Source organism: Kitasatospora sp. NPDC042419 (assembly GCF_056437345.1).
Map to the genome: position 1 here is coordinate 47,703 of NZ_JBWKAW010000010.1, position 13,195 is coordinate 60,897.

Annotated in this window: 16 protein-coding genes; 6 read left to right on the forward strand and 10 right to left on the reverse strand. The window is 74.6% G+C overall.

Going from position 1 to position 13,195, the window contains the following annotated elements; all coding sequences use genetic code 11:
- Positions 1–70 precede the first annotated feature (70 nt).
- The 7 genes from AC067J_RS20325 to AC067J_RS20355 form a co-directional block, all read right to left on the reverse strand.
- Positions 71–1,168 (reverse strand): bile acid:sodium symporter family protein, encoded by a 1,098-nt coding sequence (locus AC067J_RS20325; RefSeq protein ID WP_478301070.1) that lies wholly within the window; start codon positions 1,166–1,168, stop codon positions 71–73.
- On the reverse strand, positions 1,165–1,467 hold the full coding sequence (locus tag AC067J_RS20330) for a hypothetical protein (protein WP_478301072.1): 303 nt from the start codon (positions 1,465–1,467) through the stop codon (positions 1,165–1,167). Before AC067J_RS20330 ends, AC067J_RS20325 begins: the two co-directional genes overlap by 4 nt.
- Entirely contained in the window at positions 1,464–2,372 is a 909-nt protein-coding gene (locus tag AC067J_RS20335) for an isocitrate lyase/PEP mutase family protein (RefSeq protein ID WP_478301074.1), read from the reverse strand. Before AC067J_RS20335 ends, AC067J_RS20330 begins: the two co-directional genes overlap by 4 nt.
- A 206-nt stretch (positions 2,373–2,578) precedes the next feature.
- A complete protein-coding gene (locus tag AC067J_RS20340) occupies positions 2,579–3,484 on the reverse strand; it encodes an acyltransferase domain-containing protein (protein ID WP_478301076.1) in 906 nt (301 codons plus the stop codon).
- A 97-nt stretch (positions 3,485–3,581) separates the two neighbouring features.
- Positions 3,582–3,797 carry a hypothetical protein gene (locus AC067J_RS20345; RefSeq protein WP_478301078.1) on the reverse strand — a complete coding sequence of 72 codons (216 nt, stop codon included), beginning with the start codon at positions 3,795–3,797 and terminating at the stop codon, positions 3,582–3,584.
- Positions 3,798–4,085: 288 nt separating this feature from the next.
- Positions 4,086–4,907 carry a class I SAM-dependent methyltransferase gene (locus tag AC067J_RS20350; protein ID WP_478301407.1) on the reverse strand — a complete coding sequence of 274 codons (822 nt, stop codon included), beginning with the start codon at positions 4,905–4,907 and terminating at the stop codon, positions 4,086–4,088.
- A 376-nt stretch (positions 4,908–5,283) separates the two neighbouring features.
- Complete coding sequence (locus AC067J_RS20355) at positions 5,284–5,826, reverse strand: PadR family transcriptional regulator (RefSeq protein WP_478301080.1); 543 nt, start codon at positions 5,824–5,826, stop codon at positions 5,284–5,286.
- A gap of 223 nt (positions 5,827–6,049) precedes the next feature.
- Between AC067J_RS20355 and AC067J_RS20360 the strand changes: the two genes are divergently transcribed.
- Both AC067J_RS20360 and AC067J_RS20365 read left to right on the forward strand, forming a co-directional pair.
- The gene (locus tag AC067J_RS20360) at positions 6,050–7,402 is read left to right on the forward strand and encodes an MATE family efflux transporter (protein ID WP_478301082.1); all 1,353 of its coding nucleotides are present in this window, start codon (positions 6,050–6,052) and stop codon (positions 7,400–7,402) included.
- A 123-nt stretch (positions 7,403–7,525) separates the two neighbouring features.
- A complete protein-coding gene (locus AC067J_RS20365) occupies positions 7,526–7,732 on the forward strand; it encodes a hypothetical protein (protein ID WP_478301084.1) in 207 nt (68 codons plus the stop codon).
- A gap of 52 nt (positions 7,733–7,784) precedes the next feature.
- Here AC067J_RS20365 and AC067J_RS20370 read toward each other — a convergent pair whose 3' ends face one another.
- Positions 7,785–8,018 carry an SMI1/KNR4 family protein gene (locus AC067J_RS20370; protein ID WP_478301086.1) on the reverse strand — a complete coding sequence of 78 codons (234 nt, stop codon included), beginning with the start codon at positions 8,016–8,018 and terminating at the stop codon, positions 7,785–7,787.
- A 184-nt stretch (positions 8,019–8,202) separates the two neighbouring features.
- Positions 8,203–9,132, reverse strand: coding sequence for an alpha/beta fold hydrolase (locus tag AC067J_RS20375; RefSeq protein WP_478301088.1), 930 nt, complete (start codon positions 9,130–9,132; stop codon positions 8,203–8,205).
- Between the two features lie 185 nt (positions 9,133–9,317).
- On the opposite strand from AC067J_RS20375, the gene AC067J_RS20380 reads away from it, so the two are divergent.
- Entirely contained in the window at positions 9,318–10,076 is a 759-nt protein-coding gene (locus tag AC067J_RS20380) for an AraC family transcriptional regulator (protein ID WP_478301409.1), read from the forward strand.
- A gap of 108 nt (positions 10,077–10,184) precedes the next feature.
- On the opposite strand, the gene AC067J_RS20385 is transcribed toward AC067J_RS20380, so the two are convergent.
- Complete coding sequence (locus AC067J_RS20385) at positions 10,185–10,532, reverse strand: ArsR/SmtB family transcription factor (RefSeq protein WP_478301090.1); 348 nt, start codon at positions 10,530–10,532, stop codon at positions 10,185–10,187.
- Positions 10,533–10,630: 98 nt separating this feature from the next.
- Here AC067J_RS20385 and AC067J_RS20390 point away from each other — a divergent pair, with 98 nt between their 5' ends.
- The 3 genes from AC067J_RS20390 to AC067J_RS20400 all read left to right on the forward strand — a co-directional run bounded on the left by AC067J_RS20390 (position 10,631) and on the right by AC067J_RS20400 (position 13,128).
- A complete protein-coding gene (locus tag AC067J_RS20390; protein WP_478301091.1) occupies positions 10,631–11,617 on the forward strand; it encodes a quinone oxidoreductase family protein in 987 nt (328 codons plus the stop codon).
- A gap of 261 nt (positions 11,618–11,878) precedes the next feature.
- The gene (locus tag AC067J_RS20395) at positions 11,879–12,466 is read left to right on the forward strand and encodes a dihydrofolate reductase family protein (protein ID WP_478301093.1); all 588 of its coding nucleotides are present in this window, start codon (positions 11,879–11,881) and stop codon (positions 12,464–12,466) included.
- A 41-nt stretch (positions 12,467–12,507) separates the two neighbouring features.
- Entirely contained in the window at positions 12,508–13,128 is a 621-nt protein-coding gene (locus AC067J_RS20400) for an MBL fold metallo-hydrolase (RefSeq protein ID WP_478301095.1), read from the forward strand.
- The last annotated feature ends 67 nt before the right edge of the window (positions 13,129–13,195 follow it).

A 13,195-nucleotide genomic window follows, 5' to 3' on the forward strand; every position in this document is an offset into this window, starting at 1 on the left:
GGCCCGGGTTCCGAGGACCGGAGTCTCGCCGGCCGCCGTCCGCCGCGCGCCGCGCGCCGGCCGGTCCGGCTCAGGCCGGTTCAGGCGACGCCCGGGCGGTTCCCGCCGGTTCGTCCTCGGCGGCGGCGGGAACCGGCGAGTCGCCCGCCGTCCGGGCCCAGCGGCCGGCCAGCAGCGTGCCCGCCACCAGCTGCACCTGGTGGTACATCATCAGGGGCAGGACCAGGAGGCCGGCCTGCGGGCCGAACAGCACGGTGGCCATCGGCAGGCCGCTGGCGAGGCTCTTCTGCGAGCCGCAGAGGACCGCCGCGATGCCGGAGGCCCGGTCCAGCCCCAGCAGACGGGCGCCGAGCCCGGCACAGGCGAGGGTGGTCGCGAGCAGGGCCAGCAGGACCGCGGCCAGCCCGAGCAGGACGGCGGGCGTGACCGTGTGCCAGATGCCCTGTTCCACCGCGCTGCTGAACGCGGTGTAGACGACCAGCAGGATCGAGCCCCGGTCGACCGGGGTGAGCACGCGCCGGTGGCGGCTCAGGAACCCGCCGATCCACGGCCGCAGCAGCTGTCCGGCGACGAACGGGGCGAGCAGCTGGGCACAGATCCGCACCAGGCCCTCGGCCGACAGCGCGGTGCGGGCGTCGAGCAGCCAGGCCGCCAGCAGGGGGGTCAGCAGCAGCCCGGCCAGGCTGGAGTACGTCCCGGCGCAGATCGCGGCCGGGACGTTGCCGCGTGCGGCGCCGGTGAGCGCCACCGAGGACTGCACCGTCGACGGGACCAGGCAGAGGAACAGCACTCCGGCCCGCACCTGCTCGGTGAGCGGGAAGGGCGTCAGCAGCGCCGTGGCGACGCCGAACAGCGGGAACACCACGAAGGTGCAGGCGAGCACCAGCCCGTGCAGCCGCAGGTGCCGGAGGCCCGCGAGCGTCTCGCGGGTGGACAGCCGGGCGCCGTAGAGGAGGAAGAGCAGCCCGACCGCGAGGTCGCAGGCCAGGTCGGCGCCGCGCGCGGCCCGCCCGGTGGCGGGCAGCAGCGCGGCGAGCAGGACCGCGCCGGCCAGCGCCGCCACGTACGGGTCGAGGGCACGCCACCACGGCCGGGGTGGGTCGGCGCCGCCGCGTGCCGGGCGGCCCCGTGCGTCCGGTGGCGCCGGGTGCGGAGGGGCCGCGTTCATGTCCCTCCCTCTGTCTGCGGGCCCGACGGGCCGGTACCCAGCAAGCCGGTCACCAGGGCGGTCGCCCCGTCGTGGTCGCTGCCGGCCGTGCCGTGGCCGGTCTGGACGTTGGCCGTCCGGTCCACTTCGACGATCGAGTCGATGCGGGGGTTGTCGATCACCGTGATCAGGCTCCGGTCCGCCTCCGCCGGGACGGCGCAGCCGAGCACGGCCCAGGCGCCGGCCAGTCCGGCGGCGGCCACGTGCCGTGGACCCCGGCCCGCCCGGGTGGCCGGGCGGCCCGGTCCACGGTCCGTCACACGCCCACCTCCTCAAGGGCGTACGGCCGTGCGATGTTCCGCTCCAGCAGTTCCGTGGACTCGCGGACGCCGATCTCGCGGCTCTCCCCGGCCGGGGCCGGGAGGCGCCCGTCCGCCACCTTGAGACCGGCCAGTGCCTCGTCCATCGCCCGGTGGGCGGCGAACAGGCAGGGGGTGCTGTAGATCGCGACGTCGACCCCGAGGTCGCCGAGCTCCGAGAGCGACAGCCGGGGTGACTTCCCGCCGGCGATCTGGTTGAACAGCAGCGGCTTGTCGCCCACGACCCGCCGGATCCGCCGGATCCACTCCTCGCTGCGGACGCCGTCGACCAGGACGACGTCCGCGTCGGTGGCGGCGAGTGCCTCGGCCCGCCGCAGGATGTCGGCCTCCTCGGTGGCGTCCGTCCGGGCCACCACCACGAGGTCGGTGCGGGTGGCGAGCACCTGGTTCAGCTTCTCCAGGTACTCGTCGAGCGGGAGGACCTGCTTGCCGTCGGCGTGGCCGCAGCGGCGCGGCCGCTTCTGGTCCTCCAGGATGACGCCCGAGGCGCCGATCCGCTCCAGCCGGCGCACCACGTGGCAGGCCACCTCGGGATCGACGTAGCCGTCGTCGATGTCGACCAGCAGGTGGTGCTGCGGAAAGGCGCCGCGCAGCCGTTCGACGAAGGCGGCCATGTCCGGCCAGGCGATGAAACCGATGTCGGGCAGGCCGTAGTAGGAGGCCGCGAAACCGAAGCCGGAGACGAACATGCCGTCGTAGTGTTCGGCTGCGATCGAGGCGGAGTACATGTCGTAGACACCGATGAGCGGGGTCGTCCCCGGAGCGGCGATCCGCTCCCGCAGCCGCTGCCCGTGGCTCGCGGCCGCGATGCCGTTCTCGTGAAGGTTCTCGTGACGCAACGCCATCTCCTCACTTGCCGGGGTCCGCACGCGACACGCGCGGGACTTTGCCATAAATTGGCCATTCCTAGGGCCAACTGAGGCATCATCACTATGCGCTCTTTAATGTTCCGTGGGCAAATCTTTAGAGAGATTTCCCTCGCGAGAGTGATGCGCGGTCATATCGGTAAGAGGAATATGACAATGCTTCGGAATTGGTCGGCTCGCCGTGCTCAGAGCGCCAGCCGGCCACCCGTCACGTACCAGTGCCCGCCCGCGGTCAGGTGGTCGACCAGGGCGCGCTGCAGGGCGGTGTCCCGGGGGAGTGACGCGAGCGGGAGCCCGGGGGCGCCGAAGACGTAGCGGAGCGGATTGGTGTCCTCGGGCTCCGGGGGTCCGCCGGGGCGCCGGAGCGGGACGAACCGCCGCTGGAACCGCATGATGTTCGAGTCGTCGGGGAGGTAGCGGCCGAGCTGGGGGTCCAGCAGCCAGGAGAACACGCACGCCGTCCGGTACGACTCGGCGGGGAAGTGCCGGGGGAAGAACGTCCGGGCCCGGTCCAGCGAGCGGTCGCAGGCAGCGGGGGAGAGCGGGCCTGAGCTGTCCGGGATGTGCAACTGGAGGACCGCCTCACCGATCCCGGCCGCGCGGGCCGCCTCGGCGTCGCGTCCGGTCAGCCGCTTGCGCTGGAACTGGAGCCGGCCGAGCTGGAACAGCTCGCCCCGGAAGTGCAGCGTCAGCCAGGAGGGGTTGCCCAGCCCGGCGGGCCGTCCGCGCCACCGGCTCACCGCGAGCTGCCGGCCCAGGTCGGCCAGGGTCGTCCGGGTGACCTCCGGCGGCACGCCCAGCGCCCGGTGGTGCGCCCGGGTGTGCGGCGCCAGGGCGACGAACAGCAGGGTGGCGAGCAGCTCGGCCCCGTGGGCGCCGGCGGGCCACTCGCCGGTGAGGCCGGACGGGTTCCCGAGCGTTCCGACCGCCGCGGTCTGGGTGCGCAGCATCTCCTCGAACACGGTCCGCAGCCCCCGGTCCCGGGCCAGCCGGGACCGGGCGGCCAGGATCCCGTTGACCGCGTCGAACGGCACCGCCAGCTCCAGCAGCGCGTCGACCAGTTCCTCGTCCGCCGGAAGGTACTGCTCCACGGGTCCTCCTCGGTGCGGGCGGCCCGCTCGGCCGTCCGACCGGGCGACCCTACCGACCCGCCGGTCCGCGCAGGAACGGGGAACCGGGCCGGTGGGGTCAGCGCAGCAGCGTGAACACCAGCGCGGAGACTCCGCCGAGCGCCGTCCCGGCCACCACCTGCGCCGGGGTGCGCGCCTTCAGTACCAGCCGCGACCACCCCGCCGCCACCGGGACCGCCGCCGGCAGGCCCCGGCCGACCCCGGCCCGGCTGCCGGTGGAGTGCCCGCCCACGAGCAGCAGCGGGGCGATCACCGGATGGGCGGGCGCCGGCACCTCGGTGACGACGCGGGCCGTCCGCTCACGCCGCGAGAGGTGGCGAAGGGCGGCGGCTCGGGCGGTACGAACGTGCGCGCCGGAGCGGTCCGGCGGCGTCCGGCCGGCCGGGACCCGGGGGTGACGCGGCCCGGCTCGGCGGGGTCGGACGTCGTGCGGCCGGAGGCGGCGGGGTCGGATGCGTCGGGGCCGGACGCAGCGGGCCCGGGGTGGCCGTCGTTCGGTTCACGGCGGACGGCGCAACGGCCGGGTCGTTCGCCTCCGGACCGCGGCGACGGGCCCGTCCGGTCAGCGGCCCCGGCCGCCCGCGCGGCGGTCGCGCAGCAGCCGGAGCGTCCCGAGAAGCCGCCGGACCGCCCGGGTGGCCACCGGCGGCAGCAGGTCCAGCAGCAGCCGGCGCGGGGCCGACCGCGGCGCGGGACCCGGCTGCACGGCGTTGTTCAGCCGCAGGACCGGCATGCCGGCGATGGTGTCCTCGTCCACCGTGAACCCCTCGGCCCGCCAGTCCCGGTCCAGCAGCACCCGCCGCACGGCCTCCGGGTCGCCCCACGTCCCGTAGAACTTCATCGGGGTGAGCAGCACCGGCCGCAGCCCGCCGGTGAACACCGCCTGCCAGACGGCCGCCGAGACCCCCGGGGTGTGCTCCGAGCGGTAGTCGTCCAGCACCACCAGGCCGTCCTCGGCGAGCGCCGCCCGCGCCACCGCGATGTCCCCCGCCACGTGCTCGAACAGGTGGGAGGCGTCGACGTGCACGAAGCGGCAGCTGCCGGCCGGGATCCGGCCGTCGGCCAGCACCGACGTCGCCGCCTGCACGATCACCGGCAGCTGCGGGTGGAATGCCAGGTAGTTCGCTTCGAACGCGTTCCTGGTGAGCGAGGCCCGGTAGGACATCGTCATCTCGGCGGCGTTGTCGGCGTCGCCCGCCTCGGAGTCGAACAGGTCGCAGACCGTCAGCCGCTCGCCCGGCCGCAGGTGGTCGCCGAGGAGGACGGCGCTGCGGCCGAGGTACGTCCCGAGTTCGAGGATGTCGCCGGTGCGGCCGGCCGCGGTCTGGGCGGTGAGCAGGTGGCGGAAGGCCTCCTGGTCGAGCCGGAAGAACCAGCCGGGGATGTCGTCCCGGTTCGCGGCCGGCCGGGGTGCGGTCGCCGCGGGCCCGCGGCCGTGCTCGGACTCGGGCTCGGGTGCGGCCTCGGGCGCGGGCGCGGGTGACAGTGCGGGTGAGGGCGAGGCGGCGGCGGTTTCGGTGGCGGCGGCGTCGGCACTGGGCACGGCGGTCTCCCTGCGGACGGGGGTGGAGCGTGTGCGGGTGGGGCCCGGCGAACGGATCGCGCGCGGCGGTGCCGTGGTACGGGACGGGACGGACCGGCCGTGCTGGGGGGCGCTCATCATAGCGACGGCCGGGCGCCGCGGGGAGCCGTCGGGACGGGCCGCGCGGGAGCCGCCGCACCGTCGGGCGCAGGGGCGGGCGTGGCCGCCGGCAACCCGCTCACCCCTCCGGGCCGGCGCCCTCCAGTTCGGCGATCGTCTCCGCCAGCCAGGCCCGCTCCGCAGCCCCGGAGGCCCGGGCGACCAGCAGCATGCCGCGCCGGAACGGGTTGCGCTCCTGCTCGGCGGCGACCGGCCGGCCGTCGGCGTCGTAGAAGAAGCTGCTCGGCGCCTCCAGGAAGGCCAGGCGCCGCCGGAGCACGGCGGCCTGGAGCGCCGGGTCGGTGAGGCGGTCGAGGAACGCGGCGACGGTGAAGAAGCGGATCTGGTCGGAGATCTCGACCTCCTCCGGTTCGGCCAGCCTCCGCTCCAGCTCGGCCCGGCCCTCGGCGGTGAGTTCCAGGACCTGCCGGGGGACGGCGCCGCTGCCCGGCCGGCTGTGGCGCATCAGCATCCCGGCCTTCTCCAGGCGGGTGATCGCGGGGTAGAGCGCGCCGTCGCTGACCGGTCGGATGTGGCCGGTCAGACCGGTGATCCGGGACTTCAGCTCGTAGCCGTGCAGCGGCTCGTCGTACAGGAAACCGAGGATCGCGAGGGTCAGCACCGTCGAACACCCTTCCGTCGTCGTGACGCTCCGTCGGCCGCCGGGCATCGGGCGCCGGGCGTCGGCCGCCGGGTATCGGCCGTCGGCCGCCGGGCGCACCACCCGCTCGTCCGCGCTCCGTCCGGGGCGCCATGTTACCTCTTGCCGATATGCATCGATCAGAGGTATCTCTATTCGAGGCAAGCCGCCCGGAGGAGGTGCTGCCGACGAACGGGGAGGAACCATGCGGGGGCATCTGCCACGGCTGATCGCACTGGCGGGACCGGTCTACGCGGAACTGCTGTCGGGGGTGGCCGCCTCCGTCATCGGCACCTTCTGGGTGGCGGGGCTCGGCGGACCGGCCGTCGCCGCCGTCACGCTGGCCGGCACCCTGGAGAACCTGCTGCTCGGCCTGGTCCTGGTGGTGAGCTCGGGGGCGACCGTCCGGCTCTCGCACGCCCACGGCGCGGGCGATCCCGCCGCGGCCGGCAGAGTCGCCCGCGCCGCCTGGCGGCTCTGTGCCCTCGGCAGCCTCGCGCTCGCCGTGCCCGGCTTCCTGCTCCGCGAGCGGATCGCCGACGTCTTCCTGGACGGCGAGGCCGCCGGCCTGGCCGCCAACTACCTCACCGTCGCCTTCCCCGCGTTCGCGCTGTTCTTCGGCCAGCGCGTCGCCGACGAGCTGTTCAAGGGCGTCGGCGACACCCGGACGCCGATGCGCACGGCCCTGCTCTCCAACGCCCTGCTGCTGGTGCTCGATCCGCTGCTGATCCTCGGACCGGGCCCGCTCCCGGCGCTCGGCGTGACCGGAGCAGCCCTCGCGCTGACCGCCTCCCGGGCCGTCGCGCTCACGGTCACCGTGCTGCTCAGGCGCCGCCACCGCCTGCCCGCGCCGCCGGACGGGCTGCTGCGGACGGCACGCCGGATCACCGCCGCCGGCGCGCCGTTCGGCCTCGACTTCACCGCCCGGATGGGAGTGGGGACGGCCCAGCTCGGCCTGGTGGCCTCCTTCGGAGTGCCCGCCGTGGCCGGGTACGGGGTCGGCTACCGGGTGCTGCTGATCGTCACCATGGCCTTCTACGCCGTCCGGCAGGCCGCCGCGATCGAGGCCGCCCGGCTCGTCGGGGCCGGGGCGACCGCGGCCGTGCGCGCCGCCCTCGGCCGCGACACCGCCCGGCTGGCCGGCGCGCTCGGCATCGGCGCGGCCGTCCTCTGCGCGGCGTCGGCCGGTCCGGTGGCCGGGCTATTCACCGACGACCCGGCGGTGGCGGCCGAGGCGGTCGGCTTCCTGCGGATGGCCGGGCTCTACCTGCCGCCGTACGCGCTGGTGGTCGCCCTCGGCGGGGTCCACCAGGCGGCCGGCGCCGGCCGCCCGGTGGTGGCGTCGGTGGTGCTCGGCCTCACGGCGCAACTCGCCTCCGGCGTCCTGCTGTCGGGCCGGTTCGGGGTGGCCGGGCTCTGGGGCGGGATGGCGGTCGGCGCGTTCGTGCAGCTGGCGCTGCTCCAGTTCCTGGTCGTCCGCCGCCCGGCCCGCCTCGCGCCGCCGCCCGCCGACGCGGCAGGGCCCGCGCGGCCGGCGGCGACGGCCTCGCACGAGTGACCGGACGGACCCTCCCGCACCCCTGCGCCCACCGGCCGCGCGGCCCGGAAATCCGGTTGCCCCGGGGGACCCTCCTGCCTACACTGCCCGGAAGTCGATCTTCCCCAAGTCGGAGGTTGTGCCATGGAGCTGAGCAGTCGTCACGCCGCCCTGATCGGTGCCGCCACCGCGGCGCTCGCCGCCGCGGCGGTCGTGGGGGTGAGCGCGGCCGAGCAGCCCGCCACCGCTCCCGGCATCGTGGTCGAGGCCCACATGGGCATGCTCGTCCAGCCCTCCGACGGCACCGGCGCCGCCGACGGCCTGACCGTCCAGGACCACATGGCGATGTGACCGCCCGCCGGGCCCGCCCGGAGCCCCGCCCGCAGCCGGCACGCGCCGCGCGCTACGCGGAGGCGAACCAGGTCTGCCGCTGCTCCGGGGCGGCGGCGACCAGCAGCCCGCCCGATGGCATGGACAACTCGTCCCCGATGCTCCCCTCCCCGTACCGGTTCACGAACGCGCGGTAGTCGGACGGGAACTGGAAGCCGGCGTACAGCGGGGCGGAATCCCAGTCCACCTGCGGCACCCGGCCGGGGGGCGGCATCAGCCGCCGGATCCCGTCCAGACGGTCACCCACCGCTGCATCCCTTCGGCGTCTCACACATGCCGGTGACCCTAGCCTCCCCCACCGCGGCACACCACCGCGGTACCCCTCGCACCCCACCCCCCGAGTCCGCGGCCGCTGCAGGGCGGGCGTCAGGCCACCGGTGACGCACTCCGTCCCGGCGGCCGTGCGCGGACCTGCCGTGTCGGGCGGATCCTCAAGTGGCCCTGGACGATCGAGCGGTGTGGATCCCGGCGAAGGACAGGAGGAGTTCGGCGGTCCGCGGCGGATCCTCCAGGATGGGAGTGTGCCCGGCACCGGGCAGCAGCACGACCTCCGCCCCCGGAACGACGCGGTAGTCGCCCGCGGAGGACGGCCGCCATCTGCGGTCCTGGTCGCCGAAGATCACCTGCAGCGGCTTGCCGAGGGCCGTGAGCCGATCCGGCAGCGCACGCTCGACCAGGTAGGCGACGGACGCCTGCATCGCTGCGGTGACGGCGTGGTAGGCCATGCCGCGCAGTTCGTCGACGAGTTCCTGCGGCACTCGGTATCCCGCGCGGAACCCGGTGCTCGCGAGGCGGCGGATCTGCTCGTCGGTCGGTGGCCAGTGCGCCGGGTCGAACGCGAGGGGCTCCGGCGCGATGAAGGCGTCCATGCCGGGGCCGGTGTTGACGAGCGAGAGCGCGGTCACCAGGTCGGGGCGCTGCTCGGCGAGAGCGGTGGCGGCGTAGCCGCCGCTGGAGTGGCCGACGACCACGGCGTGTTCCACACCGAGCCGGTCGAGTGCCGAGCCGATCCTGCGTCCCGATTCCGGGACGGCGTAGTCGCCGTCGGCCGGTTCGGGTGAACGGCCGTGCCCGGGGAGGTCGATCCGGACGACGCGGTGGAGCGTGGACAGCAGCGGGACCAGGGCGTCCCACGAGCGGCTCGAAGTGGCGGATCCGTGCAGGAGCAGGAGTACGGGCGCGTCGTGAGGGCCGTCCTGGCGGACGTGGATGTCGCCGTGCTCCAGGTGGAGGACCGATTCCCCGGGGGCGTCGGCCCTGGAGTCGGCGTCGCCCCCGGAGTTGGTATCGGCCCCGGAGTTCGTGTCGGTCTCGGCGCGGGTGCCGCCGTTCGGATGAGGATGCCTGTCGGGAGGAGTCATGAGTCCACTGTCACCGCCGGTGGCCACCGGTGGCTTGGACGAATGTTCCCTCCCCGTACCCCTCCCCATTCCCTCCTCGGCCCCGCGTAGCATTCGGTGAGGGGGCCACCATGAACGAACCTGACGATCCCGCTGCCTGGGACGTCGCACGTCCCCGGCGGCGCAGTCGGGTGTCCGGCGTCGACATGGCCGGGTTCCGGGTCCCCGGCCCGCTCGTCGGTGGCCTGCGGGTGGTTCCGCACCCGGCCGTGATGCTGCTCCTGGAGTTCGGGGCGAGCGCGTCCACCGTCGAGGACGGTGCCGGGCGGCGGCATCGGGGAAGTCTCGTCGCCGGGCCCGGGTTCGGCTCCGGAGGCGGCGCCCGGGCGTCGGGCGAGCACGTCGAGTGCGTGCAGGTGCGCCTGTCCCCGGTGGTCGCAGGTGCGGTCCTCGGCGTCAGTCCGGCCGATCTGGCCGGGTCCGTGGTGTCCCTCGACGACGTGTGGGGTACGGAGGCGGCACGGATCCGCGGGCAACTCGGCGAACTCCCCTTGTGGGAGGAACGGTTCGCGTTCACGGAGGCGCTGCTGGCCCGCCGGCTCGACGCGCGTCCGCCGGTGGATCCGGCGGTGGCCTGGGCCTGGGGGCGGATCGTCGCCGACGGGGGCGCCGTCCGGGTCGACGACCTGGCGGCCGAGCTGGGGTGGAGCCGCAAGCGTCTGTGGTCGCGCTTCCACGCGCACATCGGCATTCCACCGAAGAGTGCCGCGAAACTGGTCCGCTTCGACCGCGCCGTGCACCGTCTGGTCGCGGGGGACGGAGCCGCCCGCGTCGCGGCGGACGGCGGCTACTACGACCAGTCCCATCTGCACCGGGACGTCGTGGAGTTCGCCGGTGCCACCCCGGCGGCCGTGCTGGGCGAGCCGTTCCTGACGGTCGACGGCCGCGCCTGGCCGACCGGGTAGCCCTGGTCCCGGGCACTCGTCCGGACCCGACTCCGGTGGAGGCGCCCACCCGCTGCGGCGCACGCCGCCGGCCCGCCGCCGAGCCGGGGCCGGCCCGCTGGGGCCCTCCTAGTCTCCGGCGGGGTCGGCCGTGCGGGCGTGGGCGGCGAGGACGGTGTCCAGCAGGCCGGGGAAGCGCTGTTCCAGGTCGGTGGCGCGCAGGGCGGTGAGTCGGCGGTTGGCCTCCTCGCGCTGCCGGACCAGGCCGGCCTCGCGCAGCACCTTGAAGTGGTGGCTGAGGGTGGACGGCGAGACGTCCACGGGGAAGGTGCCGCAGGCCCGTTCCTCCTCGGACCGCAGGATGCGCACGATGGTCATCCGGGTGGGATCGGACAACGCGTGCAGGACGTCGAGCAGGTCGATCTCCTCGGTCGCGGGGTGCGCGGGCACCGCGCGGCGCCGGGTGCTGCGGGGCACGGGCGAACCTCCATGTTCGACAATCATCGAAATTGCGTGATAGCACTGCCCTATCAATTTCGTTGTTCGTCGAACATCGTAGCTGGAGGGGATCCTGCATGCGCGCCCTGGTGATGACCGCACCCGGCGGAGCCGAGAACTCCGAGGTACGGGAGGTCGGTACCCCGATCCCCGGCCCCGGCCAGGTGGCGATCGACGTCGCCTACGCCGGGCTGAACTTCGTCGACGTGATGTCCCGCCGGGGCGACGCCGCGTACCTGCCCGACTGGCCGTACGTGGCGGGAAAGGAGGTCGCCGGCACCGTGCGGGCGGTCGGCGAGGGCGTCACCGGCCTCGCGACCGGCGATCCGGTGGTCGCCGCGCCGGTCGGCGGCGGGCTGGCCGAGGTCGTGGTCGCCGAAGCCGTCCTCACCGTGCCGGTCCCGGCCGGGCTCGCCCTCCGCGAGGCCGCGGCCGCCCCGCTCGGCCTGGCCACCGCGATGCTGCTGCTGACCGACGCGGGCCGCTTCACCGCCGGGGACACCGTCCTGGTCCACTCGGCCGGCGGCGGCATCGGCACCGCGGTCGCCCGGCTGGTCCCGCTGCTCGGCGGCGGCACGCTGATCGGCACGGTCGGCCGGCCCGCGAAGGCCCCGGCCGCCGTGTCCTCCGGCTACCACCACGCCTTCGCGCGCGACGAGGCGCTCCGCGAGGCCGTCCGGGCCGCGACCGGCGGCCGGGGCGTCGACCTCGTCCTCGACCCGCTCGGCACCGAGGCCCTGGAGACCGACCTCGACCTGGCCGCACCGGGCGGGCGGATCGTCCTGTTCGGCAACGCGGGCGGCGGCGCCGTCGGCCCGTTGCCCCCGGTCGGCCGGCTGCTCGCCGGGAACCTCACCGTCACCGGCTTCAGCCACCGCGGGCTGGCCGCCACCGCCCCCGCCCGGCTGGCCCGGGCGATCGGCCGCGTCCTCGACCTGCTCGCGGACGGCTCCCTCCACCTGCCGGTCACCGAACTGCCCGGCCTGGCCGCCGTTTCCGCCGCGCACGACGCCATGGCGGCCGGCCTCGCCACCGGCAAGTACGTGGCCCGCCTCGCGGGTTGATCGGGCGACACACGGGCGCGACACGGGCGCCATGCGGACGCCGGACCGCTCCCACCGGTCGCCCGGCCCGTGGCAGGCCGGCCGGCGTCCCGGCCGGGCCGGCCGTGCCGCGGCCGTCCCGGCCGTGGTGCGAAGGATCGCCGCCCACTCCGTGTTGAGCCCCGCGCGGGCGGGGAGATCCGAGGGGATCCCGCGAGTCGTGACGAGTCCTGTGTCGGTCGGTGGTCGTAGTGTCGACCTGTTTCCCGAGGAGGACTTCTGATGCGCAGCGTGACCTATTCGATGGGCGTCTCACTCGACGGCTACATCGTCGGGCCGGACGGCGGGTTCGACTGGACGGCCCCCGACGAGGAGGTCTTCCGCTTCTGGATCGACGAGATCCAGGAGGTCGGCGTCCACCTGTTGGGACGACGGCTGTACGAGACGATGCTGTACTGGGAGACCGCCGACGAGGATCCGACGCTCGACGACGCGAGTCGCGAGTGGACCTCGCTCTGGAAGCCGCTCCCGAAGGTGGTGTTCTCCACCACCTTGTCGGCGGTGCAGGGCAACGCCCGCCTGGCTTCCGGCGGTTTGGCGGAGGAGATCGAGCGGTTGCGGGCCGAACCGGGGGAGGGCGACATCGCGATCGGCGGCGCGACCCTCGCCGCCGAGGCGGCCGCGGCGGACCTGATCGACGAGTACCGGGCCGTGGTCCACCCGGTGCTGGTCGGCGGTGGCATCCCGTTCTTCCCTCGGCGCGAGCGCCGGGTGGACCTCGAACTCGTCGAGACCCGCACCTTCAGCTCCAAGTTCCTCTACCTCCGCTACCGCGTGGCGCGCCGGGCGGTCGACGGCGGCCGCGGGTAACCGCATGGATAACGGTCCACGTGTGCCGGTAAGTTGAGCAGATGCGTTTGATCAAGTACGGCCACGCCTGCGTGCGCCTCGAAGACGGCGACCGAGTGCTCGTGATCGACCCGGGCAGCTTGTCCGAAATGGAAGCACTGTCCGACGCCACCGCCGTGCTCATCACCCACGAGCACGACGACCACGTCGACCTCGACAAACTCGAAGCGGTCCGTGACAGCAACCCCGCGCTGACCGTCCACACCCATACCGCGCTGGCCGCGACCCTCGGCGACGGCGTGACCGCCGTCGCAGCGGGCGACACCTTCACCGCGGCCGGATTCACCGTGCGCGCCGTCGGCGGCGAGCACGCCGAGATAGTCGACGGCCTGCCCGGCTGCCCCAACATCGGCTTCATCGTGGACGGCGTCTACCACCCAGGGGACTCGCTGTTCGTCCCCGCCGAGGCGGTCGACACGCTGCTGGTCCCGGCCTCCGGTCCGTGGCTGAAGCTGGGCGAGGCCATCGAGTTCGTCCGAGCGGTCAACCCGGCCCGCGCCTTCCCCATCCATGACGCCCACTTCAACGATGTCGGCCTGGACACCTTCGACTGGTGGCTGGACACGAAGGGCGGGACCGACTACGCCCGCATCCCCCTGGGAGAGTCGGTCGAACTCCAGTAGTCCGGACCGGGATCGTCGTCCGCCCGGTCGGGCTGCGGCTCGCCGCAGGCGGCGGCACCGACGGGAA